Here is a 24276-nt window from a genome sequence, read left to right as displayed (position 1 = left end):
TTGCTCCCTTGGCTGGTTTCGCTTAAAGAACGCCCAACTCACCGCACTCACTGGATTGGAAAACGCGCGCGATGGCTCGCCAGTTCATTTACCACATGTCCGGCCTCACCAAGGCTTATGGCACCAAGAAGGTGCTCGAGAACCTCCACCTTTCCTTCTACCCGGATGCCAAGATCGGCATTCTCGGGCCGAACGGCGCGGGCAAGTCGACCGTGCTCAAGATCATGGCCGGTCTCGACAAGGATTGGACCGGCGAAGCATGGCTCGCTGAAGGCGCGACCGTCGGGTACCTCGCGCAGGAGCCCGAGCTCGACCCTCAGCTCAATGTCAAGGGCAACGTCATGGAAGGCGTTGCCAAGAAGACGGCGATCATCGACCGCTACAACGAACTGATGTTGAACTACTCGGACGAAACCGCCGACGAAGCGGCCAAGTTGCAGGACATCATCGACGCGCAGAACCTTTGGGATCTCGAGCAGCAGGTCGAAATGGCGATGGAAGCCCTGCGCTGCCCGCCGTCGGATGCCGATGTCACCAACCTATCGGGTGGCGAGCGCCGTCGCGTTGCCTTGTGCCGCCTTCTTCTCCAGCAGCCTGACCTTTTGCTGCTCGACGAGCCTACCAACCATCTGGACGCGGAAACCACCGCCTGGCTCGAAAAGCACCTGCGCGCTTATGCCGGCGCCGTTATGATCATCACCCACGATCGCTACTTCCTCGACAATGTCACCGGCTGGATCCTCGAGCTCGATCGTGGTCGCGGCATCCCTTATGAGGGCAACTACACCAAGTATCTCGACGCCAAGGCCAAGCGCCTGATCCAGGAAGGTCGTGAAGACGATGCCCGTAAGAAGGCGATCTGGCGCGAGCGCGAGTGGATCGGGTCTTCGCCGAAAGCCCGCCAGGCCAAGTCCAAGGCCCGCATCAAGGCCTACGAGGATCTGGTGGAACAGGCCGACAGCCGCAAGCCAACGGATACGCAGATCGTCATCCCGGCCGGCGAGCGTCTCGGTCAGGTGGTGATCGAGGTCAACGACGTCGACAAGAGTTTTGGCGACCGCATGCTGATCGAAGATCTGTCGTTCCGCCTGCCGCCTGGCGGCATTGTTGGCGTGATCGGACCCAACGGTGCTGGCAAGACCACGCTGTTCAAGATGATCACGGGTCAGGAAACGCCGGATGACGGCACCATCCGAGTCGGCGAAACCGTGAAGCTCGGCTATGTCGACCAGAGCCGCGACGCGCTTGATCCGAACAAGACCGTTTGGGAGGAAATCTCAGGCGGAGCCGAGGTCATCAAGCTCGGCAAGCACGAAGTAAACTCGCGCGCCTACTGTTCGTCCTTCAACTTCCGCGGCGGCGACCAGCAGCAAAAGGTCGGCAACCTTTCGGGTGGTCAGCGTAACCGCGTCCACTTGGCGAAGATGCTGAAGAACGGCGGCAACGTCCTGCTGCTCGACGAACCCACGAACGATCTCGATACCGAAACGCTGGGTGCGCTCGAGGATGCGCTGGAAGCCTATGCCGGTTGCGCGGTGATCATCAGCCACGATCGCATGTTCCTGGATCGCATGGCGACCCACATGCTCGCCTTCGAAGGCGACAGCCATGTCGAGTGGTTCGAAGGCAACTTCGAGGAATATGAGAAGGACAAGGTACGCCGGCTTGGACCGGAAGCGGTCAATCCGAGCCGCGTCACCTACAAGCGGCTGACCCGCTAGAATGACCAGCGACTGGTCCGCGTCACAGTATCTGCTTTACGCGGATGAGCGGACGCGGCCAGCGCGCGATCTTCTGGCCCAGCTACCCTTGACTGATGTTCGCAAGGTTGTGGACATCGGCTGCGGGCCTGGCAACTCCACGGAACTGCTTGTTGCACGCTGGCCAAACGCAGAGGTGAGCGGGTTCGACACGTCGCCCGCCATGCTGGCGGAAGCACGCAAGCGCCTGCCGCAGGTCCGCTTCTTTCAGGCCGATGCTGGTGAATGGACGCCGGAGCCGGACACGGATCTCCTGTTCGCCAATGCCGTCTTCCAATGGCTGCCGGACCATATCGAGGTTTTGGCCCAGTACGTCAGGACCGTGAAAACAGGTGCGGTGCTTGCTGTGCAGATGCCGGACAATCTGGCTGAACCCACGCACCGCCTGATGTCCCAAACGGCAGCCGCCATGCCCTTCGCGGACAAGCTGGCTGGCGCTGCGCGCGAGCCGCTGCCGCCGGTTACGACCTATGTCGACGCCTTGTCGGCTGCGGGCGCTGCGGTGGACGCGTGGCATACGATCTACAACCACCCCATGAAAGACGCGGCAGCAATCGTTGAGTGGGTGAAGAGCACCGGCTTGCGGCCCTTTCTTGCACCGCTCGATGAAGGGGAGCAACAACGCTTTCTCGAGGCGTACGAGGCTGCGGTCGCCGAAGCTTATCCGCCCTTGGCCGACGGCTCCCGGCTCCTACATTTTCCGCGCCTGTTTTTGGTTGCGCGAAAAGGCTAGAAGGTCTCGTTCGTCGCCCGAGTCGACGTGCACCTGTTCCCGTCCCCGGAGTTCTTGAAGATGGTGCCAAAGCTTCTTTATCCAGGCGGAGTTGCACTGGGCCTTCTTTTGGCCCTCGGCTCCGCTTCGATCGCTGAAGCCAAGCCGGCGCGCTGCTTCACCACCGACGACGGGACATATTCCTGCGCGTTCGAGACCCTCGATGCGAAAGGCAGTTTTCAGATCTCGGCGGAAGGAAAACCGACCTTCTCGCTTTGGATCGACAGTCCCGGCGTAGCGTCGGGTTCCGCCAATTTCGGCGACCGAGATGTGGCCTTGCCAGGCTTGTATCTCCGCCAGAGCGATGACGCCGCCTGCTGGCGCAACAACGAGACGGAAACAAAAATCTGCGCGTGGTGAAGCTGTGGTTCATCCGTCGTTTTATTAGTGCTACGTGAAATGTTTCGAGGCGGACCCGGCGTGCTTGGCCGACCCTCCGAAGAGAACGCAGGACAGTTATGAAGCGTGTGGTGATCAGTGGGCTCGGGGTGCAACTTCCGGATACGTCCATCAGCAATGATGAACTTGTTGCCACCTTCAATGAATGGATTGCCCGCGAAAACCCGCGTCGCCTGGCAGAAGGGCAGGAGCCACTGCAGGGCTCCAGCAGCGCGTTCATAGAACACGCGTCCGGTATCCGGGCGCGCCGGGTGCGCTATCCGGATGGAGTTCTGGATGTGGAGCGCATGGCGCCCATCGTGCCATACCGGGAAGATCACGAGATTTCCGTGCAGGCAGAGTTCGGGGCGCAGTCGGCGCGAAAGGCGCTGGATGACGCCGGCGTCGCTGCCGGCGATGTGGACATGGTGATTTGTGCCACGTCACACCTTCAGCGCATGTATCCGGCCATGGGCATCGAGATTCAGCAGGCGCTGGGCACAAGCGGGTCCGCCCTCGACATCAGCCTTGGCTGCTCGTCGGCATCCGCCGGGCTGCACACGGCCTTCAACCTCGTGCGCACAGGTGCGCAGAAACGCGTGCTGGTTTGCACGCCGGAACTCATCACCGGGCACCTGAACTACCGGGATCGGCAAACGCATTTCATCTTCGGCGATGCGTCCGTTTCGCTGCTCGTTGAGGCGATGGAAGACGATGAGCAACGCGCCGGCCGCTTCGAGGTGCTAGACACCCGCCTTTGGACCCAGTTTTCCAGCAACATCCGTTCGAATTTCGGATACCTCGCGCGGCTTCACCAGGCGAATCCGCGGGTGGTCGACATGGAAGGGCTGATGATCACGCAGCTCGGCAACAAGGTGTTCAAGGAAGTGACGCATGCCGGGCATGAGTTCATTCTCGACTTCCTGCGGGACAACGGCCAAACACCCGAACACATCCGCCGCTTCTGGCTGCACCAGGCCAACGCACGCATGAACGGCATGATCCTGCGCATGACCTTTGGCCATGATGTCGATCATGACCGCGCGCCGATTATCCTGGACGAGCTTGGCAACACGGCCTCTGCCGGCGTCATGGTGGCATTCGAAATGAACCACGGCGATCTCAAGGCGGGCGACTATGGTCTGATCTGTGCCTTCGGGGCCGGCTACTCGATCGGCGGCGCGCTCTTGAGGATGATGTAAGCGGTTCACAGCATGGATGATCTCTTTCCCCGCACCCTCTATGATTTCCGCATTGCTCCGGCTCGCAAGCTGCAGGGACGGGTTAGCGGCACCTTTGCTGCCAAGGGACGAGACTTCGTCACGGAGCCGGTTGAGGCGCTCCATCTTGGCTTTCCGGGCATCGAAGGCGATTATCATGAGGGCCTGACGCGTCAGTCGGGCGGCCGCGAGCCCTGGTACAAGCGCGGCACGGAGATCCGCAACGAACGCCAGCTGTCGATCGTCGCGCCGGATGAACTGACGGAGATCGCGCGTCAGATGGAATTGCCGGAGGTGCGCGCCGAATGGATCGGCGCCAATCTCGCCATCGCCGACGTGCCCCACTTATCCATGCTGCCGGCGGGCACGCTGATGTTCTTCGAGGGCGGCGTGACGCTCAAGGTGGATTCGCAGAACGGGCCTTGCATGGAAGCGGGCCGCTCCATTGCCCATCATTCCGGCACAAGCAACGCCGTCACCGCGTCGCTGCTATTCCCGAAGGTCGCCAAGCGCCTGCGCGGCCTTGTTGCTTGGGTTGAAAAGCCCGGCGTGATTGGAAACGGCGAAACGGTGTCGCTGCGCCTGCCGGAGCAGTGGATCTACTGATCAGGCGTCGCTGTCATCCGGATCAAGAAGCCTAGTGGCGCGCCAGGTCGTCAGCACTTCGTTCGTTTGATCGATCACGAAGAAGCGGGCCGCGTCGCGGTCGTATCCTTCGTCCAGCAGCTGGTGGTAGTCCGTATGCTGGTGGCGGACATGAGCCACGGTCGTCAGCCAGACTGCAATAGAAGGCGGAAGGTCAGCCATCCTGCGCTCGGAAGCCTCAGCGCGGATGGCTTCCATGTCAGCGTAAGGAGCCCCCGGAAGCAGGAGCGTCAGCGCCTTGGCGATTGCCTTCTGCCGGCCTGTTGCCCGCGCCATTCCTTGCATCCCTTCCAGCCGTTGAAGCTCGGTCGTCGCATTTGTTCATCAAGCCCGTTGCGCCGCTCGTGAATATCACATAAACATATCTTTATGTGTGGCTTGGCGGCAGGGCGATGACCGGCAAAACAGAACTCCTGTCCCTGGTGGATACCTTGAAGGCGGCCGCCGAATCCAGCCGCCTGAGGATCCTGTTTTTGCTTGCGTCGGGCGACCTGACCGTGAGCGACCTGACGGCCATCCTCAACCAGTCCCAGCCGCGCGTGTCGCGTCACCTCAAGCTGCTGCAGGAAGCCGGCTTGGTGGATCGCTATCAGGAAGGCTCGTGGGCTTACTTCCGCTTGGCGGAAGGCGAGGGTGCTCGCGAGTTGATACTCGGTCTCCTTGCACGCATTGCGGACGATGATCCGCTGGTTGAACGGGATACCGAACGGCTGTTCGCCGTTCGGCAAAAACGGCAGGCAAAAGCCGCCAATTATTTCCGCGCCAACGCGTCCAGTTGGGATCAGATCCGCTCCCTGCATGTGCCGGACAAAGCCGTGGAAGCGGCGCTCAAGACGCTAATCGGCGATCGTCCGATCCAGGCGATGGCGGATCTTGGCACCGGTACCGGGCGGCTGCTGGAGCTCTTTGCGCCGATCTATCGGCGTGGCGTCGGCATCGACATGTCGCGGGAAATGCTTTCCGTTGCCCGTGCCAATCTGGAAAAGGCCGGGGTCACCAACGCGCAGGTCCGGCAGGGTGACGTGTATGCGCCGCCTGTCGACCGGGAAGCCTTTGATCTCGTCACCATGCACCAGGTGCTGCACTACCTGGATGATCCCGCATCGGCGATCGGCGAAGCAGCCAAGCTGCTGCGGCCAGCCGGGCGACTGGTGATCGTGGACTTTGCCCAGCACGACCTCGAATTCCTGCGGGAAGACCATGCGCATGTCCGCCTCGGCTTTGCAGATCGGCTGATCGAGGACTGGCTGCGCGAGGCGTCACTCGACCTCGAGGAAACCCTGAGCTTCGCGCCAGAAAGCGAGGGGGAGGGGCTTACGGTCAAGCTGTGGCTCGGCCGCGATCGCCGCCTGCTCATTGCCGACACGAACGTCACTCCAGCAAGAGAGACCGCCTGATGACCGTGCACCGCCTTTCGCGCCGTCCCGATCTCGGCACACGCTTGCGCGTGTCCTTCGAGTTCTTTCCGCCGAAAACCGACGAGATGGAGCGTCGTCTCTGGGATACGGTTCTGCGCCTTGAGCCGCTGAACCCGCATTTCGTTTCGGTGACCTACGGTGCGGGTGGCTCGACACGCGACCGCACGCTTCGAACCGTTTCGCGGATCGCGCGCGAAACATCGCTTCCCCCGGCAGCCCATCTCACCTGCGTTGGTGCTTCGCGGGAAGAAACCGACGCGGTGATCGCGAGCTTCGCCGCGGCGGGGGTCACGCGCTTCGTTGCGCTCCGGGGCGATCCTGCGCAAGGTGTCGGTGCCGCCTATGCTCCGCATCCTGAGGGCTACACCAACGGCGCTGATCTGACGGCCGCCCTGTCTCGGCAGGGCAACTTCGACGTGTCCGTTTCCGCATACCCGGAAAAGCATCCTGAAAGTGCCGACTTTGCCACCGATATCGACATGCTGAAGCGCAAGGTCGACAACGGCGCCGTGCGAGCACTGACGCAGTTCTTCTTCGAAAACGACGCTTATGAGCGATACGTCGAGCGGGTTCGTCGCGCCGGCATCTATGTGCCGATCGTGCCCGGCATCTTGCCGATCCACAACTTCAGCCAGGTAGCGAACTTCGCCGGGCGAACCGGCGCCACGATCCCCGGCTGGCTCGCCCGCCGGTTCGACGGGCTGGAGCATGATCCTCAAACTCACGCCCTTGTTTCGGCGGCTGTTGCCGCCGAGCAGGTGCAGGACCTGATCGAGCGCGGCATCGAGGAGTTCCATTTCTATACGATGAACCGCGCGGACCTCGTGTTCGCGATCTGCCACATGATCGGCATTCGCCCGCTTGAACACGAGGGCAAGACCAGAACGCCCGCAGCGGCGTAGGCCTCAAAAGGCTCCTTTTTCCGACTTGGCGCCCTAGCTAAGGCGGCAACCCGCCTGGAAAGGATGCTCATGCAGCGTTTCAACACCGCACGCGAAGCCGCGCTGAGCTTGCGGCCGGATGACCCGGTCTATTGCTTCCACCCGAGCGTGCTCAAGGCCGACGCGCGCCAGTTCATGGAAATGTTTCCGGGGCGCACGGCCTATGCGGTGAAGACCAACGGCGAGGAACTCGTTCTGAGGGCCCTTGCGGAAGCCGGGATTGAGGTTTTCGACGTGGCTTCGCCCGCCGAGTTCAAGGCGGTGCGCAACGTCGCGCCAAACGCCGAGATGCTTTACATGCATCCGATCAAGGCGCAGTCCGACATTCGCCTTGCGCTGGAAACCTACGGCATTCGCGTCACCGTGGTGGACCACGAGGACGAAATCAACAAGATCAACAAGATCGTCCGGGCGCTCGACATTGATCCGGGCGCGATGACCGTGTTCGTCCGCATCCAGACAAAGGGACATGCGGCTTACGAATTGTCGAAGAAGTTTGGCGCCGGTGCCGCTCATGCGGTGGAACTGCTGCAGCGCCTTCATCGCACCGGCTACAAAGTCGGCATCTGTTTCCATGTTGGCAGCCAGATCGAAGACCCGGAAACCTACGAGCGTGCGCTTGCTTCGGCCGACTGGGTGCGCAATCGAGCGGCCGTGCCGCTGGTTGGGCTGGATGTCGGTGGCGGCTTTCCGGCGGAATACGGCCACGACCCCAACCGGAAAACGCCGGACCTTCCTTCGCTCGGCCAGATCATGTCGCGCTTGCGCGGCGATATCGACGAATGGGGCTTTTCCGATCTGCCTTTGGTCGCCGAACCGGGGCGGGTGATCGTTGCCAGGGCCTTTTCGCTGATCGTGCGGGTGCTCTTGCGCAAGGGCAAGCGGCTTTACATCAACGACGGGATCTGGGCCTCGTTGTCGGATTCCTGGACCGGCAAGATCACGCTACCCGCGCGCTTCATTCCTGATCCGGCCATCCGCCAGCGCAACGGCGACGAAAACAAGATCGTGCCGTTCAAGGTCTGTGGCGCGACCTGCGACTCCGTCGACATCCTGTCGCGCCCGTTCTGGCTGCCTGAAACCGTGGACACCGGCGACTGGATCGAGATCGGCCATATCGGCGCTTATTCGCTGTCGCTTCGCACCCGCTTCAATGGCTTCTATCCCGATACCTTCGTTGAGGTGACGACACCCTTCGACGAGGGTGACACACCGCAGGGCTTTGCCAGTTTGGAAACGATGGCTGACTAGGCTCAGCCCGTATGCTTGGCCAGCCAGGCACGCCATTCCTTCTGCGTGCCGTTGAACACGTTGATGTCGGCATCGCCGCGGATTCCCGGAACCTTGCCGGTGCCGGTATACTGCCAGAACAGAAAGTCCTTCGTGCCGTATCGCACATGTGGATGGGCTGACACGGAGCGCAGCCACCAGTCATAGCCCTCGAAATTCTGCAGGCGATTGTCCCTGTAGAAGTCGATGGACGTGTAGATGATCGGCCTCTTGCCGTAATGGCGCGTCAGCTTTTCGAGGAAGATGCGCATTTCGGCCTGCACCACGTTGGCTGGCGGACGCTTCTTGCAGGAGGGCGACATGTGGTTCCATTCCATGTCCAGCACCGGCGGCAGCGCATTGGCCTCCCGCGGAACGTTGCGGATGAACCAGTCAGCCTGGTCTTCGGCCGAGCGGCAGAAGTAATAGAAATGGTAGGCGGAGTGGGGGATCCCCGCTTGGCGGGCGGCGCGCCAATGTTCGGCAAACATTGGATCGACGCGGTCGCCGCCTTCCGTTGCCTTGATGAAGGCGAACGAGATCCCGTTGTCGCGCGCGCTGTGCCAGTCAACCTTAGTCTGGTACTTCGATACGTCAGTGCCGTGGACGGCATAGGACACAGGGCTCAGCGCCTTTTCCCACGGGTGCGGCTTGCGATCATCGAAGCGCGGGTAAGCGGCGCCGCTTTGGTAGCGCGTGGTGGTTGTGGTGGACGAGGTGGGCTTCACGTCTGCAAAGTCGTAGCTGACGCTGGTGCAGCCGGCGAGAAGGCCGAGGGTCAGGGCGGCGGCAACCCCCCGCAGGATCGTTCGCTTGGAAGCCAAGGCGCAGTTCTCCATCCAGTCCCGTTGATCAATGCGTGAAGATGGTAACCAAAAGATTGCGATGCTGCGTTTCCGGTTTGCCTCGTTCTCGTGCCACGAGCAAGCCGCAACTTTTTTCCAACGACAAACAGGGTGTCATGCGCATCTTGTAGCAAGGTGCCGACTCGTGGGGGTGCAGTGAAACCGATGCGGATGGTTTGGAAGATTGTTGCCGGCGTTGCAGCCGTGCTTGTGGCTGCTGTGATCGGTTTGGCTGCGTGGCTCGCGATCGCGCCGCCGGATCTCATTCGCGTCGGCGGCAACTACGCAGCCAAGATCGTTTGTTCCAACGTCTTTATTGCCGGGCGTGACCCGCAAGAGATCCTGCGGCTCGACGTTCAGGCGCCTGGACACCCGCTGCTGCGCCTGATGCGCCTCCATGTCGACCGCGAAGCCGGCACCGTTTCGGCCGGCCTGTTCGGGCTGTTCGGGCGCGGCTATGCGCTCCACCGACCGGGCCTCGGCTGCACCTCCGTGCCGTCAGGAGACTTCGCAAGCTTTCCGCGCTCTCCCTACCCGGTTCAAGCTGCCACTGCTCCTGCGGCTCCCTGGCCTGAAGGGAACGAACCCGTGGCAGCTAAGAATGCGAGGCTTGAAGCGGTGCTCGACGATGCCGCCCTGACCGGCCCGGGCATGCGCGCCGTTGTTGTTGTGAAAGGCGGGCGCATCGTTGGGGAGCGCTACGGCGATGGGTTCGGCGCCGAAACACCCTTGCTCGGCTGGTCGATGACAAAGACGGTCAACGCGGCCTTGATCGGGATTGCGGCAGGTCAGGGGCTTTTGTCGCTCGATCAGCAGAACCTGTTTGATGCCTGGCGCGGCGACGATCGGCGCGAGATCCGCCTCGTGGACCTCATGGGCATGTCGAGCGGGCTTGCCTTCAACGAAGATTATGGCAGCGTGACGGACGTCACCCGCATGCTGTTCCTGGAGCCCGACATGGCGGGCTTCGCGGTCACTTCGCCGCTTGAAAGCCCGGCCGGCAGCACCTTCCGGTACTCGAGTGGCACGGCCGTCTTGCTGTCTCGCCTGTGGCAAGACGCGGCCGCGGATCGTGCGATGTTTCTGCCGCAACAAGCCTTGTTCGGCCCACTTGGCATGACCAGTGCCGTTCTGGAAGTGGATCGGAGCGGGACCTTTGTCGGCTCATCTTATCTTTATGCAACAGCCCGCGATTGGGCGCGCTTCGGCCAGTTGCTGCTGCAGGATGGAGAATGGCGCGGCCGTCAGATCCTACCTGCTGGCTTCGCCGCCTGGATGCGGGAAGAAGCGCCGGCGAGTGGTGGAACCTACGGTCGGGGACAGCTCTGGCTGGAAGGGCCGGACGGTGGCCGCGACGGGGCCGATCGTGATCGCGCTGCGGGACTGCCGGACGACACGTTCTGGCTGCTCGGCCATGATGGACAGTCGATGGCCGTGATCCCTTCTGAGCGCGCGATCGTTTTGCGGCTCGGGCTGACACCCTGGTCCGCTCGCTATGCCACCCAGCGGCTTGTGCGGGCAGCCCTTGATGCGGTGGAGTAGGATAGCGTTGACTGTCCCGGCGCACGCAGGTTGCCTAGACCTGTTGACGTGACTAGGTGAAGCAAGGCCAGAAACTGCAGGGTTCAACATGGATTCAATTTGGTCGCGCATCGGCGCGATGCTTTCTTCCCTGCCTTCGCGAAGCTTGTCCGGCTTTTCAGCGGTGATCGAGGCGATCCGCACCACCTTTCGGGGTGATCCAGAACTGCGCAAGCGCGTCGGCTTTTCCGTGGCCATGATCGCTCTGTCCGCCAAGATGGCGCGGGCGGACGGCGTGGTGACGCAGGATGAGGTGCGCGCTTTCCATGACATCTTCGAGGTGCCGGATGGCGAAATGCGCAACGTGCAACGTCTTTACCAGCTTGCGCAGCAGGACACCGCCGGCTTTGAAGCCTATGCTACCCAGCTCGCCGGGTTGTGCGGCAGCGGCGACGAAAACTGCCTGCTTCTCGAGGATATCCTTGATGGCCTGTTCTTCATCGCCGAGGCGGACGGCCATGTGCATGAACGTGAAATCGCGTATCTCCAGCGCATCGCCGAGATCTTCCGGATCGACGAGGTGCATTTCAAGCGGGTTCTGGCGCGCCATGCGCAAGCTTCCGATTGGGATCCCTATGCTGTTCTTGATCTCGCCCCGGACGCCGCGTTCGAGCAGGTCCGGAAGCGGTACCGGTCGCTTGTGGCGGAAAACCATCCCGACCGCCTCATTGCACGCGGCATGCCGGCTGATCTGATCGCCATCGCCACGAGCCGGCTCGCCGCCATTAATGCGGCCTATGAAGCGATCGAGCGCAGCCGGGTCCTGGCCTGACCATGTTTGAGCCGGACTTTCGCGCTGCTCGCGTGCGCCCGTCGCCCAATCATGGCGAACGGCTCGGCTGCACCGCGCCGGACATGATCATCCTCCATTACACCGGGATGGCCACCGGGGAGGCGGCCGAAGACCGGCTCTGCGCACCCGAAAGCCAGGTGTCGTCACACTACCTTGTGTACGAGGATGGCGCCGTGGTGCAGATGGTGCGCGAAGCGGATCGCGCATGGCATGCCGGTAAGAGCTTCTGGGCAGGGATCAACGACATCAATTCCCATTCCGTTGGAATCGAGATCGTTAATCCCGGTCACGCGCTCGGCTACTGCGATTTCCCGGAACCGCAGATCGAGGCTGTGATCCGCTTGTGCCGCGACATTGCGACACGTCACGGGGTCGCTCCGGTGCGGATTCTGGCCCATTCCGATGTGGCTCCCGGGCGCAAGATTGACCCGGGCGAGAAATTTCCGTGGTCGCGTTTGGAGGCGGCCGGGGTCGGCCTTGCGGCCCCCTCTGGTCCTTTATCGGAAGCGAAACCGTGCGGGCCTGATCTGGTGCTTCAAACGCAGCAGGCGCTGGCTTTCTGGGGCTACGGGATCGAACCCACCGGAGTGGAAGACGAGCAGACACGCGTCGTGGTGGAAGCGTTCCAGCGCCATTTCATGCCAGCGCGCATTGATGGCCGGGTCGACCCTGCTGTTCTTGCCGTCATTCAGAACTTGCTGGGCAGCCGCCCGCCGACACAAGTCTCCTGAAATCACGCAATGTTACAAAAGATGCGCCAACGTGATTGGCGCGACCATTTTTGGTGCAACTTTCCCCGGCATTGCACGCCTCGTTCGACGTCGGCGGCTTGAGCTGTGACCCCGCCGGCCAGTGCAGTGTAGGTCAATCCCGCTTGGGATCGGCATCAAAGACAGAATAGGCTTCGATGACAATCAGGACCGTTTTAGCGGTGGCCGTGGCCGCCGGGGTGACAACTTTTGCCTCGCTCAACCCAGCTGCGGCTGAAGGCGCGGATTTCTTCGAAAAGGCTGCACAGGCCAAAAAAGAAGCGAAGGTGGACACAGTCGAAACCGGCTCGATCGGCAAGGAAGCCCAGCGCCCAGAACTCGTGGTGGCACGAGCAAAGCCGGCTGCGCACAGGCCTGCGTTGACCGCCATTGAGCGCTCCAGCGAGAAGAAGTTCACCGCCTTGCCAGGCGTCAAGCCGGTGAAGATCGAAGGTGCCAGCGCTCCCACAAAGACCGCAAAGGTGGCTGGTGGTGCGAAGTATACCACCATCGTGTCGCGTTATGCAGCGAGCTACGGCGTGCCCGTCAGCCTTGCCCATGCGGTGATCAGCGTTGAAAGCAACTACCGCGCCGACGCGCGTGGCAGCGCTGGGGAAATCGGCCTGATGCAGATCAAGCCGGCCACAGCTCGCATGCTGGGCTACACCGGCAGCGCCAAGGGCCTTTATGACCCCGATACCAATATCAAGTGGGGCATGAAGTATCTCGCCAAGGCTCATGATCTTGGTGGTGGCAGCACCTGCGGCACGATCCTGAAATACAATGCCGGCCATGGCGCCAAGCGCATGAACCCGATCTCCGCCGCATACTGCGCCAAGGTGAAGCGCATTCTCAGCGGCGCCTGATACAAAACGGCCCTTGCTTTTGCCGTGGCCTCGGCCTTTATGGCCCGGCCAGCTGGCTGGGCGGCCGCAGTCGCAGGTGCCGAAAGGCCGCGATTGAGGAAAGTCCGGGCTCCAGGAAACACGGCGCCGGCTAACGGCCGGCGGGGGCAACCCCAGGGAAAGTGCCACAGAAAGCAAACCGCCCCGCCTGCCAAGCGACCGCACCATCGGCCGCTTGGCTGGCGGGGCAAGGGTGAAAGGGTGGGGTAAGAGCCCACCGCGAGCCTGGTAACAGGGTCGGCACGGCAAACCCCGCCGGGAGCAAAACCGAATAGGGATGGCGCGAAGGGCAACCTTCGGGGCAGTTTCCAGCCTTGTCATCCGGGTAGGTTGCGTGAGGCGTGCAGCAATGCCCGCCCAAGAAGAATGGCCGCCACGTTTCTGCCTGCGGGCAGGGGCCATACAGAACCCGGCTTATAGGCCGGCTGGCACTTTTTCCCCTTTGACGATGATGCTTGTCCCGCGTTGCTTCAGCAAAGGCGGCGGCTTCCGCGCGACCCCTTTCAAGGATTTGGCAACGGTTTGTTAGCCATAAAGCGGAATAATCGGGGATCAGCAGATGATCCTGAGGCACCGCGCGATCCCAGCCACAGACCAGCTAAAACCACCTGTTCCCATTGACGCCCATAGGGGCCCATGGTATCCCAAAAATGCAGTTTCGTTCGTTGTCCCAGTCCCTTCAGTCAATCAGAACCATCCGGTTGCCCTCGCGGTCGCTGGACGGATGCTGCGCGGCTGAAATGAGGCCGGACGAAGGCTGCAGTCGGGTGCCGCAAGCACCTTCGAAGGGCGGCTTCAAGAGGATGGTTTCGGCGCGGCATGCAGCGTTTTCTTTCCAGCGCGATCAACAAGATCGATGCGAAAGGGCGTGTTTCGGTGCCGGCACATTTCCGTTCGATCATTCAGGCGAGGGGATATGCGGAGCTTTACGCCCTGCGCTCGCTCGATACTCCCGCGCTGGATGTCGGTGGGCCGGATCTTCTCGACCAGTTCGAGGCGCGAATTGCGCAGGAAGACCCGCTTCTCCAAGCTGCGGACGACCTTTCCTTCTTTTACCACGGAGATGGCGCCTTCCTGCGCTTCGACAGCGAGGGCCGCATTTCGGTGACCGATTTCATGCGCCAGCACACGGGCATCACCACGGACGTTGCGTTTGTGGGGCGCGGCAAGTGGTTTCAGATCTGGGAACCGGCGCAACTCGCGACGCATGCGGCAGCGGTTCGCAACCGTTTGCTTCAGCGCAGGCAGCAGGCTGCGGACGGTCAGCGAAAGGAATCGGAATGATGGCGGGCCACGGCTCGGGCGACCGAGACGGTGGCGGACCGGCTCGCCACATTCCGGTCCTGCTCGCGGAAGTGCTGGAAGCGCTTCAGCCGGAACCCGGCAGGCACTTCATCGACGGAACCTTCGGCGCCGGAGGCTATACGTCGGCGCTGCTGGACGCCGGAGCAACGGTGACCGCGATCGATCGCGATCCGGATGCGATTGCGGTCGGAACAGCGCTTGTTTGCCGGTCTGCAGGGCGGCTGCAGCTCGTTCAGGATAACTTTTCCCACCTCGACGCCCATGCGCCGGCGCTGGTGGACGGCGTTGTGCTCGACGTCGGCGTATCCTCCATGCAACTGGACCAGGCGGAGCGCGGCTTTTCGTTTCGCGGCGACGGTCCTCTCGACATGCGGATGGCGCAGCAAGGCGCAACGGCGGCCGATGTCGTCAACACGTTCAAGGTCAACGACCTGATCCGGATCTTCGGATTGCTCGGCGAAGAAAAGCAGGCGAGCCGCATTGCCCGCATGATCGACAAGCGGCGGGCTCAACGTCCGTTTGAGCGGACGCGTGATCTTGCTGATGCCATCGAAACGCTGGTTGGTCGCAATCCTGCCGTGAAGATCCACCCCGCGACGCGTGTTTTCCAGGGGCTGCGCATCTTCGTGAACGACGAACTCGGCGAACTGGCGAAGGCGCTGTTTGCGGCCGAACGCGTGTTGAAGCCGGGCGGCGTCCTGGCGGTGGTCAGCTTTCATTCGCTGGAAGATCGCATCGTGAAGCGCTTCCTTGCGGACCGCTCCGGTCCGGCCGGAGGGTCCCGGCACCTGCCGATGATACAGGTCCAGTCGCCGACATTTGCCAAGCCCGCGCCGGCCGTTTCGCCCAGCGAAGCAGAGGCGGAAATCAATCCACGCGCGCGTTCGGCCCGTTTGCGCAGCGCCCGACGCACCCTTGCCCCGGCACGCTCAGCGGATGCTTCCTTGTTCGGCCTCCCGCGGCTACCCGAAATCCAGGTCGAGAAGGACCGCTCCCAATGATGTTCCGAGCAACGGACGTGGTGATGATTGGCTTGATGGTGGGGGCCGCCGCTTTCACCTACAAAACGAAGCATGATGCCGAAAATCAGTTCGACCAGCTGCGCAAGGTGGAAAGCGAGATTCGCTACGAGGAAGACACGATCTCCATCCTCAAGGCAGACTGGAGCCTCCTGACCCAGCCCGGCCGATTGCAGCGGCTGGTGGAAAACTACGACGCCGAGCTGAAGCTGGTGACGGTGGAGCCACAGCAGATCGTCACGGTGGATGCCGTGCCGCTCAAGCCCGTGGGCGAGCCGGACCCCCTCGAAGACGCCATCGCCAAGATGATCGAGAAAACCGACAAGACGGTCACGGGAGGCATCACGCGATGATCGGCAACTGGCGCAAACGTAGCCAAAGCACGGCGCTGTCGAGCGGCATCGTGGTGGATGGACAGCGCAAAACAACGGGCGGCCGCAGCCGGACCCGCTTGTTGATGACGATGACCGTATTCTTCGGGCTTTATGCTGCCTTGACGAGCCGACTGGTTCATCTGGCGGTTCTGGAGCCGGAGGAAGGGGCGGGGCCGCAGTCGCGCGTGACCGCTTCCCGGCCGGACCTTGTCGACCGCAATGGCGAAGTCCTTGCCACTGACATCAAGACCGCGTCGCTTTTCGCAGAGCCGCGCCGCATCGTCGACGCCGACGAAGCGATCGAGAAGCTCGCGACCGTTCTGCCCGACATCAACTACGAGCAAACCTACAACAAGCTGAAAAGCGGGGCGGGCTTTGTGTGGCTTCGTCGTCAGCTGACGCCCGCGCAGCAGGCCGAGATCATGAATCTCGGCATTCCGGGCTTCGGCTTCCGCACGGAAAAGCGCCGCTTCTATCCCGGTGGCTCCACGGCTGCCCACATCGTCGGCCTGGTGAATGTAGACAACCAGGGCATCTCCGGCATGGAGAAATACATCGATGATCAGGGGCTTGCCGATCTGCAGGCGAGCGGCCTAGCGATTCCCAGGGATCTCAAGCCGGTCGCCTTGTCGATCGACCTGCGCGTCCAGCATATCGTGCATGACGAGATCACGCGTGCGCTGGAACGCTACCATGCGATCGCCGCCGGTGCCGTGATCCTCAATGCCAAGACGGGCGAGGTGATCGCCATGGCTTCCGTGCCGGATTTCGATCCCAACAACCCGTTCAATGCACATGAAAAGGACAGGCTGAACCGGATTGCTGCCGGTACCTACGAGATGGGCTCGACCATCAAGAGCTTCACCACGGCAATGGCGCTGGATTCCGGCAAGGTGGACATGAACTCCACCTTCGACGCACGGCGGCCGATCACGATTGGGCGCCAAACGATCCGCGATTTCCACGGCAAGGGTCGTGTTCTGACGCTGCCGGAAGTGTTCATCTATTCCTCCAACATCGGTTCGGCCCGCGAAGCCGACGTGGTCGGCATCGACGGCCATCGTGAATTCCTGCACCGCATGGGCCTTCTTGATCGCGTCAAGACCGAACTGCCGGAAACGGCTCGCCCGTCCGAGCCCAAGACGTGGAAGAAGGTGCACTCCATCACCATTTCCTTCGGCCACGGAATGTCGACCACACCGCTGCAAACGGCTGTGGGCGCCGTGGCGCTGGTGAATGGCGGGTTTCTCATGAACCCGACCTTCCTGCCGCGCACCGAAGCCGAGGCGATGGCGAATGCGACGCGTGTCGTGCATGCGCAAACCAGTGCAAGCATGCGCTACCTGTACAAGCTGAACGCCACCAAGGGATCTGGCGGTTCGGGCGCGCGCGCGGCTGTTCCGGGCTACCGCGTCGGCGGCAAGACCGGCACGGCGGAAAAGGTGGTGAACGGCCGCTATTCGTCCGATGTCCGCTTTAATGCCTTTTTGGCCGCCTTCCCGATGGATGACCCGCAATACGTGGTGTTGTCGATCGTCGACGAGCCAAAGCCAGAGAAGCCCGGTATGGCTGCAACGTCGGGCTTGAACGCAGCGCCGGTTGTTCACAACATCATCCGTCGCGCCGCACCTCTTCTGGGCGTGCAGCCGGATTTCCGCCTCGAAGAAGAGCCATTGCTGGTATCGTCACAGTGATTCTCCGGCCATTTGGCCGGATCACTGTTGCAAATCGAGAAATGGGGGAGCGATGAAGCTCTCGGACTTTGCAGACATTCTGCCGCTGGACGGAGCGGCGGGACCAGCAACAGACATCACCGGGCTTTCCGCGGATTCGCGGCAAGTCACGCCCGGAATGCTGTTTTTCGCCCTGCCTGGGACCAAGGCTGACGGAAGGAGCTTTGCGCGCGACGCGGTTGCCAAGGGTGCAGCAGCGATTGTGGCTGTGGACGACGCCGCCTTGTGCGATTTGGGCGTTCCCGTGATCAGCGTTCAAGACGCACGCCGTGCCCTGGCGCTGGCTGCAGCTCGCTTCTTCGGACGCCAGCCTGACACCATGGTTGCCGTGACGGGAACGAGCGGCAAGACATCCGTTGCGTCCTTTACGCGCCAGATTTGGGACTTCGGGGGGTATCAAGCTGCCAGCATCGGCACCACGGGCGTTGTTGCGCCCGGACGGTCCGACTATGGCACGCTGACGACGCCTGATCCGGTGGCACTCCATCATCTTCTGGCCGACCTTGCGAAGGCCGGCGTCACCAACGCTGCGATGGAAGCGTCCAGCCATGGCCTCGACCAGCGCCGGCTGGACGGGGTGAGGCTGAGCGCGGGCGCCTTCACCAATCTTGGCCGCGACCACATGGACTACCACCCCACGGTGGAAGATTACCTCGACGCCAAGCTACGCTTGTTTCGCGAACTGCTTCCCAAGGAAGCGCCGGCTGTGATCTTTGCCGATGACCCTTGGTCCGACAAAGCCATTGCGGCAACTCAGCAGGCGGGCCTCCGCACCCTCACCGTCGGCCGGCGTGGGGCGCTGCTCAACCTGAAAAGGGTCGAGCATGAGCGGTACCGCCAGCGGGCCGAAATCGAAGCGGAAGGCCGCATCTTCGAGGTTGTCTTGCCGCTGGCGGGCGATTTCCAGATCGCCAACGCACTTGTGTCCGCAGGACTTGCGATTGCCACGGGCATGCCGATCGAGCTGACGCTGGCTGCCCTGGAGAGGCTCAAGGGCGCACCTGGGCGGCTCGACCTTGTTGGCGCCACGCCGCTCGGAGCGCCAGTTTACGTCGACTACGCCCACAAGCCCGACGCGCTGGAGAATGTGCTCACTTCGGTCCGGCCGTTCACGACCGGCAAGGTCGTGGTGGTGTTCGGCTGCGGCGGCGATCGGGATCGGGGCAAGCGGCCGATCATGGGCGAGATCGCCACGCGCCTCGCCGATGTGGTGATTGTCACGGACGACAACCCGCGCTCTGAAGTTCCAGCGGAGATCCGCAGGGCCATTCTTGAAGCTGCTCCCGGTGCAATCGAGATCGGCGACCGTCGCCAGGCGATTCACGAAGCCGTGGCGATGCTGGGGGCCGGAGACACCCTCATCATCGCGGGCAAGGGGCACGAGGAAGGACAAACGATCGGAACGGAAACGCTGCCGTTTTCGGATCATGCCGAAGTTCGCGCCGCCCTTACCGAGCGCGCCGCATGAGGCCGCTTTGGACGGGAAGCGAACTGGCGGAAGCCATGAACGGCCGGCCGTTCGGCGCCTTGCCGGAAGAAGTCTCCGGCATCTCCATCGACAGCCGCACATTGCAGCCCGGCGATGCCTTCTTTGCCATCGCCGGTGACCAATTCGACGGCCATGATTTCGCAACCGCCGCCGTGAAGGCCGGCGCCGCGGTACTGGTCGTGGCGGAAGGCAAGCTGCCGTCGCTCGGCCGCCTGACCTCGACGCCGAAGATCGTTGTGCCCGATGTGCTTGAAGCGTTGGGCAAGCTCGGTATTGCCGCGCGTGCCCGAACCCGCGCCAAGATCATCGCGGTGACCGGATCCAACGGCAAGACCTCGACGAAGGAAGCCCTGCGCCACGTGCTTGCGCCGTCTGGCCAGGTGCATGCCGCCGACAAGAGCTTCAACAATCATTGGGGGGTGCCGCTCACGCTGGCGCGCATGCCTGCCGATGTCGATTTCGGCGTTTTCGAGATCGGCATGAACCATCCGGGCGAGATCCGGCCGCTGGTGAAGATGGTGCGGCCCCATGTTGCCATCATCACCATGATCGGTGCCGCCCATCTTGGCTTCTTCCGTGACCTCGACGAAATTGCAGAAGCAAAGGCCGAGATCTTCGAGGGTCTAGAAGTCGAGGGTGTGGCGCTTATCAACGGGGATGATGCCCGCTTTCCCCTTCTTGCGAACCTTGCGCGCTCTAAGGGGCACGGCAACATCAAGAGCTTCGGAGAAGGAGCGGAGGCCGATATCCGGATCCGCGACGCAGAACTGTTTGGCGACCGTTCCGAGATTGCCGTATCCGTGAACGGTCGCGACGTCCTCGCGACCGTTGGCGCTCCGGGGCGTCACATCGTGCAGAACGTGCTGGCGGTGCTCGGGGCAGTGGATGCCGTCGGTGCCGATCTGGAAAAGGGTGCACAGGCCTTGGCGTCGCTCCAGGCCGAGCAAGGGCGGGGCAGGCGGCACCGCCTGGCACTGCCGGACGGTCCGGCGCTTCTGATCGACGAAAGCTTCAACGCCAACCCCGCTTCTATGGAAGCAGCCTTGGCGCTTCTTGGCGCCACGCAGGTTCCGGCTGGCGGAAGGCGCATCGCTGTTTTGGGAGATATGCTGGAACTCGGCGACCGCGCCCCGGAGCTTCACGCGGGCCTCGCGCCAGCGGTTGCCGCTGCCCGCGTTGACGCCGTGTTTTTGGGTGGGGCGCAGATGCGGGGCCTCCTGGACACCTTGCCGGCAGACCTTCCGAAAACCCATGCCGAAACGGCCGAAGACTTGAAGCCGCTTGTGCTGGAGGCGGTTCGACCGGGCGACATCGTGATGGTGAAGTCTTCAAAGGGCATTGGCTTCGCCAAGATCGTGGACGCAATGCTGGCGCAATTTTCGTCGGCCAAAGCTGACGAAACGGCGGCCTAGTCGAGCGCCGCCAGAGAGGTCACATTCCCATGTTCGTTCTGCTCGTTCAGTTCGCTGACGACCTCTCGATCTTTAACGTCTTCCGCTACATCACCTTTCGCACCGGTGGTGCGCTGATCACGTCTGCCCTGATCGTCTTCATGTTCGGTCCAGCGATCATCGATTCGCTGCGCCTCCGGCAGGGCCGCGGACAGCCGATTCGCGCGGATGGGCCGCAAACCCATTTCAAGAAGGCCGGCACCCCCACGATGGGCGGGCTGATGATCATGTCGGGCATTCTCGGCTCGTCCTTGCTTTGGGCGAACCTTTCGAGCGCCTATGTGTGGGCGGTTCTGTTTGTTGCCACCGGCTTCGGCGCGATCGGCTTCTACGACGACTACATGAAGGTCACAAAGCAGAGCCATCTCGGCGTTTCAGGCCGAATTCGGCTGCTCGTCGAGTTCGTGATTGCCGCCGTTGCCGCGGTGATCATCATGTATGCCGGGCAGCACCCCTTTTCCTCCTCGCTGACCTTTCCGTTTTTCAAGGACGTGCTGCTTTACCTCGGCTGGTTCTTTGTTCCCGTGGCCTGCTTTGTAATTGTGGGCGCGGGCAATGCGGTGAACCTGACGGACGGGCTGGACGGGCTTGCGATCGGTCCAGTGATGATTGCTGCAGCCTCTTTCGGCATCATCGCCTACCTGTCCGGCAACGGCGTTTTCGCCGATTACCTGCAGATCCACTTCACGCCCGGCACCGGCGAGCTCTGCGTTCTGCTCGGCGCCGTGATGGGAGCAGGACTCGGTTTTCTTTGGTTCAACGCGCCGCCTGCCGCCATTTTCATGGGCGACACGGGCTCGCTCGCGCTGGGTGGCCTGATCGGAACCATCGCTGTCGCCACCAAGCACGAGATCGTTCTGGCCATTATCGGCGGCCTTTTCGTCATGGAAGCGCTGTCGGTCATCATCCAGGTCGGCTTCTTCAAGATGACCGGGCGTCGCGTCTTCCTGATGGCGCCGATCCACCACCACTTCGAGAAGCTCGGCTGGACCGAAAGCCAGGTCGTGATCCGCTTCTGGATCATCGCCATCATCCTAGCGCTGATCGGCCTTTCAACGCTCAAGCTGCGGTGATCAGATGATCCCGGCCATAACATTTTCGGGCCAGCATGTTGCGCTCTTCGGGCTGGGCGGTTCGGGGATCGCCACCGCGCTTTCGTTGATTGAAGGCGGCGCGAAGGTGCTGGCCTGGGACGACAATCCGGAAAGCGTTGCCACGGCGCATGAAGCCGGCGTGCCGGTTGCCGATCTGCACGGGATCGACTGGAGCGCTGTTGCGTTCTTTGTTTTGTCGCCCGGCGTGCCCCTGACACATCCCAAGCCGCATTGGACCGTGGATCTTGCCCGTGCCGCCAATGTCGAGATCATCGGCGATATCGAGATCTTCGTTCGCGAGCGGCGGCGGCTTGCACCCGACGCACCGCTGATTGCCATCACCGGCACCAATGGGAAATCCACCACAACCGCGCTGATCGCCCACATCCTCCGCAGCGCAGGCCGCGACACCCATATGGGCGGCAACATCGGCCGCGCCATCCTGACGCTCGACCCGCCGCAGCCGGACCGCTTCTATGTGGTGGAATGTTCTTCCTACCAGATCGATCTTGCGCCGTCGCTTGATCCCACGGCCGGGATCCTGCTCAACGTCACGCCGGATCACCTCGATCGGCATGGCACGATCGAGAACTACGCGGAGATCAAGGCCCGCCTTGTTGCTGGCAGCCACACCGCGATCATAGGTGTCGATGACAGCTTCGGCATGGCCATCGCCGCTCGGCTGGAGGGCGAAGGCCGTTCCGTTCAACGCATTTCCGTTCGGTCGCGCCCCGATGGCGGTCTGTTCGCTGATGATGACCAGATCCTGCTGTCTTCAGGTTGCGCGGCGGAGCCACTGGCCTCGCTTACGGGCATCGGCTCCTTGCGTGGGCGCCACAACGCACAGAACGCGTTGGCTGCCGTTGCGGCTTGCCGGGCGGTTGGTTTGACGAACGGGGAAATCCAGAGCGGATTGAAGAGCTTTCCCGGTTTGGCTCATCGCATGGAGCAGGTGGGCCAGCGCGGCGATGTGCTGTTCGTGAACGACTCCAAAGCCACCAACGCGGAAGCCGCTGCACCGGCCTTATCGAGTTTCTCACGCATCCGCTGGATCGTCGGCGGTTTGCCCAAGAGCGGCGGTATCGAGGCGCTGCGGCCCTTCTTTCCGCGCATCGTGAAAGCCTACCTGATCGGTGAAGCCGCACCAGCGTTTGCAGCCACGCTTGGTGAAACGGTTTCTTATGAAATTTCAGGGACCCTTTCATCCGCCGTTAACCATGCCGCCGCCGATGCGGAAGGGGACGGCGAGGTCGTGGTCCTGCTTTCGCCCGCATGCGCGAGCTTCGACCAGTTCAAGAATTTCGAGGTCCGCGGCGACGCGTTCCGGGATGCCGTCCTGGCGCTGCCCGGAATCGAACCGATCGGAAGAGGTGGCTAATGCTCAGCAGATTGGATCGCAGTCCCGTCTCGAACTGGTGGTGGACCATCGACCGCTGGTTCCTCGCCGCCTTTCTGATGCTGATGATCCTGGGCGTGGTGCTGTCCTTTGCTGCCAGCCCGGCCGTCGCCGAGCGTATCGGTCTCGACAGCTTCCACTTCGCGACGCGCCAGATCATCTTCATGGTGCCGGCATCGATCGTGATGATCGGGGTTTCGTTCCTGAACGCCCGCCAGATCCGTCGCCTCGCTCTCGTCATGCTGATGATGACGCTGCTCCTGATGGTCATGGTGCTTTACGTCGGTGTGGAAGTGAAGGGTGCCCGGCGCTGGATTTCCTTCGCCGGCCTTTCCGTCCAGCCATCCGAATTCCTCAAGCCGGCTTTCGTGATCATCTGCGCCTGGCTGTTTGCCGAGCATGCACGGCAGCCGGATATCCCCGGCAACCTGTTTGCCATGATCCTCCTCGGTCTGGTGATTGCGCTCCTCGTGGCGCAGCCGGATCTCGGGCAAACCATGCTGACGCTCGCCACCTGGTGCGTCATGTTTTTTGTTGCCGGGATGGCATGGTTCTGGATCATCGCGCTTGGCGCCGCCGGCGTGGTGGGCGGGCTCGCCGCCTACACGATCTTTCCGCACGTGGCAGGCCGCATCGACCGCTTCCTGACGGGTGAAGGTGACACCTTCCAGGTCGACATGGGGCGCGATGCGCTGGTGAATGGCGGATGGTTCGGGCAGGGGCCGGGCGAAGGCACGGTGAAGCGCGTCATCCCCGACAGCCACGCCGACTTCGTGTTTGCGGTTGCCGGCGAAGAGTTCGGCATCATCCTTTGCCTGATTATCATGGCGATCTTCGCCTTTATCGTTCTGCGTGGTTTATCGACCGCCTTGAAGGAACATGATGATTTCACGCGCTACGCGGTGACCGGCTTGGTTACGCTGTTTGGCCTGCAGTCCTTCATCAACATGGGCGTCAACGTCCAGCTGCTGCCCGCCAAGGGCATGACGCTTCCCTTTATCTCCTACGGTGGATCGTCGGCCATCGCGATCGCAATTTCGATGGGGATGGTGCTGGCGCTCACCCGCAAGCGTCCGGAAAAAAGATCGCAGATCGGTTACTCCCGATCCGGTGGGCGGACGCTGGCGGCGGCGGAGTAG

At 62.3% G+C, this 24276-nt stretch carries 23 protein-coding genes and 1 other RNA gene; 22 read left to right on the top strand and 2 right to left on the bottom strand.

Going from position 1 to position 24276, the window contains the following annotated elements; translation table 11 throughout:
- Positions 1-71 precede the first annotated feature (71 nt).
- From ettA to J5Y06_RS11215, 5 genes are all read left to right on the top strand, one after another.
- Positions 72-1721 carry an energy-dependent translational throttle protein EttA gene (gene ettA / locus J5Y06_RS11235; RefSeq protein ID WP_209335256.1) on the top strand — a complete coding sequence of 550 codons (1650 nt, stop codon included), beginning with the start codon at positions 72-74 and terminating at the stop codon, positions 1719-1721.
- A gap of 1 nt (position 1722) precedes the next feature.
- The gene (gene tam, locus J5Y06_RS11230; protein ID WP_209335255.1) at positions 1723-2493 is read left to right on the top strand and encodes a trans-aconitate 2-methyltransferase; all 771 of its coding nucleotides are present in this window, start codon (positions 1723-1725) and stop codon (positions 2491-2493) included.
- Positions 2494-2553: 60 nt separating this feature from the next.
- On the top strand, positions 2554-2892 hold the full coding sequence (locus J5Y06_RS11225) for a hypothetical protein (protein ID WP_209335254.1): 339 nt from the start codon (positions 2554-2556) through the stop codon (positions 2890-2892).
- A 98-nt stretch (positions 2893-2990) separates the two neighbouring features.
- Positions 2991-4112 (top strand): beta-ketoacyl-ACP synthase III, encoded by a 1122-nt coding sequence (locus J5Y06_RS11220; protein WP_209335253.1) that lies wholly within the window; start codon positions 2991-2993, stop codon positions 4110-4112.
- A 12-nt stretch (positions 4113-4124) separates the two neighbouring features.
- A complete protein-coding gene (locus J5Y06_RS11215; RefSeq protein ID WP_209335252.1) occupies positions 4125-4736 on the top strand; it encodes an MOSC domain-containing protein in 612 nt (203 codons plus the stop codon).
- Here the strand turns inward: J5Y06_RS11215 and J5Y06_RS11210 are convergent, their stop codons facing one another.
- Positions 4737-5051, bottom strand: a complete 315-nt coding sequence (locus J5Y06_RS11210) for a DUF2293 domain-containing protein (RefSeq protein WP_209335251.1) — start codon at positions 5049-5051, stop codon at positions 4737-4739.
- Positions 5052-5167: 116 nt separating this feature from the next.
- Between J5Y06_RS11210 and J5Y06_RS11205 the strand changes: the two genes are divergently transcribed.
- From J5Y06_RS11205 to J5Y06_RS11195, 3 genes are all read left to right on the top strand, one after another.
- Positions 5168-6172 carry an ArsR/SmtB family transcription factor gene (locus tag J5Y06_RS11205; RefSeq protein WP_209335250.1) on the top strand — a complete coding sequence of 335 codons (1005 nt, stop codon included), beginning with the start codon at positions 5168-5170 and terminating at the stop codon, positions 6170-6172.
- The gene (gene metF, locus J5Y06_RS11200; RefSeq protein ID WP_209335249.1) at positions 6172-7095 is read left to right on the top strand and encodes a methylenetetrahydrofolate reductase [NAD(P)H]; all 924 of its coding nucleotides are present in this window, start codon (positions 6172-6174) and stop codon (positions 7093-7095) included. The genes J5Y06_RS11205 and metF overlap by 1 nt, the downstream gene beginning before the upstream one ends.
- 69 nt (positions 7096-7164) lie before the next feature.
- A complete protein-coding gene (locus J5Y06_RS11195) occupies positions 7165-8385 on the top strand; it encodes an alanine racemase (protein ID WP_209335248.1) in 1221 nt (406 codons plus the stop codon).
- 2 nt (positions 8386-8387) lie between these two features.
- Here J5Y06_RS11195 and J5Y06_RS11190 read toward each other — a convergent pair whose 3' ends face one another.
- Entirely contained in the window at positions 8388-9206 is an 819-nt protein-coding gene (locus tag J5Y06_RS11190; RefSeq protein WP_209335543.1) for a glycoside hydrolase family 25 protein, read from the bottom strand.
- 207 nt (positions 9207-9413) lie between these two features.
- On the opposite strand from J5Y06_RS11190, the gene J5Y06_RS11185 reads away from it, so the two are divergent.
- From J5Y06_RS11185 to ftsW, 14 genes are all read left to right on the top strand, one after another.
- The gene (locus J5Y06_RS11185) at positions 9414-10790 is read left to right on the top strand and encodes a serine hydrolase domain-containing protein (RefSeq protein ID WP_209335247.1); all 1377 of its coding nucleotides are present in this window, start codon (positions 9414-9416) and stop codon (positions 10788-10790) included.
- An 88-nt stretch (positions 10791-10878) separates the two neighbouring features.
- Positions 10879-11601: a J domain-containing protein gene (locus J5Y06_RS11180; protein WP_209335246.1), complete on the top strand. Its 723-nt coding sequence runs from the start codon at positions 10879-10881 to the stop codon at positions 11599-11601.
- Positions 11598-12353 (top strand): N-acetylmuramoyl-L-alanine amidase, encoded by a 756-nt coding sequence (locus J5Y06_RS11175; protein ID WP_209335542.1) that lies wholly within the window; start codon positions 11598-11600, stop codon positions 12351-12353. Before J5Y06_RS11180 ends, J5Y06_RS11175 begins: the two co-directional genes overlap by 4 nt.
- A gap of 176 nt (positions 12354-12529) precedes the next feature.
- Positions 12530-13237 carry a lytic transglycosylase domain-containing protein gene (locus J5Y06_RS11170; RefSeq protein WP_209335245.1) on the top strand — a complete coding sequence of 236 codons (708 nt, stop codon included), beginning with the start codon at positions 12530-12532 and terminating at the stop codon, positions 13235-13237.
- Between the two features lie 48 nt (positions 13238-13285).
- Positions 13286-13709: RNase P RNA component class A (gene rnpB / locus J5Y06_RS11165), an RNA gene on the top strand.
- A 386-nt stretch (positions 13710-14095) separates the two neighbouring features.
- Positions 14096-14560 carry a division/cell wall cluster transcriptional repressor MraZ gene (gene mraZ, locus J5Y06_RS11160; protein ID WP_209335244.1) on the top strand — a complete coding sequence of 155 codons (465 nt, stop codon included), beginning with the start codon at positions 14096-14098 and terminating at the stop codon, positions 14558-14560.
- A complete protein-coding gene (gene rsmH / locus J5Y06_RS11155; protein WP_209335243.1) occupies positions 14557-15582 on the top strand; it encodes a 16S rRNA (cytosine(1402)-N(4))-methyltransferase RsmH in 1026 nt (341 codons plus the stop codon). The genes mraZ and rsmH overlap by 4 nt, the downstream gene beginning before the upstream one ends.
- Positions 15579-15953 carry a cell division protein FtsL gene (gene ftsL, locus J5Y06_RS11150; protein ID WP_245247781.1) on the top strand — a complete coding sequence of 125 codons (375 nt, stop codon included), beginning with the start codon at positions 15579-15581 and terminating at the stop codon, positions 15951-15953. The genes rsmH and ftsL overlap by 4 nt, the downstream gene beginning before the upstream one ends.
- Positions 15950-17668: a peptidoglycan D,D-transpeptidase FtsI family protein gene (locus J5Y06_RS11145; RefSeq protein ID WP_209335242.1), complete on the top strand. Its 1719-nt coding sequence runs from the start codon at positions 15950-15952 to the stop codon at positions 17666-17668. The genes ftsL and J5Y06_RS11145 overlap by 4 nt, the downstream gene beginning before the upstream one ends.
- 52 nt (positions 17669-17720) lie before the next feature.
- Positions 17721-19175 carry a UDP-N-acetylmuramoyl-L-alanyl-D-glutamate--2,6-diaminopimelate ligase gene (locus J5Y06_RS11140; protein WP_209335241.1) on the top strand — a complete coding sequence of 485 codons (1455 nt, stop codon included), beginning with the start codon at positions 17721-17723 and terminating at the stop codon, positions 19173-19175.
- Complete coding sequence (locus J5Y06_RS11135) at positions 19172-20608, top strand: UDP-N-acetylmuramoylalanyl-D-glutamyl-2,6-diaminopimelate--D-alanyl-D-alanine ligase (protein ID WP_209335240.1); 1437 nt, start codon at positions 19172-19174, stop codon at positions 20606-20608. The genes J5Y06_RS11140 and J5Y06_RS11135 overlap by 4 nt, the downstream gene beginning before the upstream one ends.
- Before the next feature lie 29 nt (positions 20609-20637).
- Positions 20638-21720, top strand: a complete 1083-nt coding sequence (gene mraY / locus J5Y06_RS11130; protein WP_209335239.1) for a phospho-N-acetylmuramoyl-pentapeptide-transferase — start codon at positions 20638-20640, stop codon at positions 21718-21720.
- Between the two features lie 4 nt (positions 21721-21724).
- Entirely contained in the window at positions 21725-23119 is a 1395-nt protein-coding gene (gene murD / locus J5Y06_RS11125; RefSeq protein ID WP_209335238.1) for a UDP-N-acetylmuramoyl-L-alanine--D-glutamate ligase, read from the top strand.
- A complete protein-coding gene (ftsW, locus tag J5Y06_RS11120; RefSeq protein ID WP_209335237.1) occupies positions 23119-24276 on the top strand; it encodes a putative lipid II flippase FtsW in 1158 nt (385 codons plus the stop codon). The genes murD and ftsW overlap by 1 nt, the downstream gene beginning before the upstream one ends.

The sequence above is a fragment of the Tianweitania sediminis genome, from assembly GCF_017813335.1.
GTDB lineage: Bacteria > Pseudomonadota > Alphaproteobacteria > Rhizobiales > Rhizobiaceae > Tianweitania > Tianweitania sediminis.
This window is presented reverse-complemented; position numbering and strand designations above follow the sequence as displayed.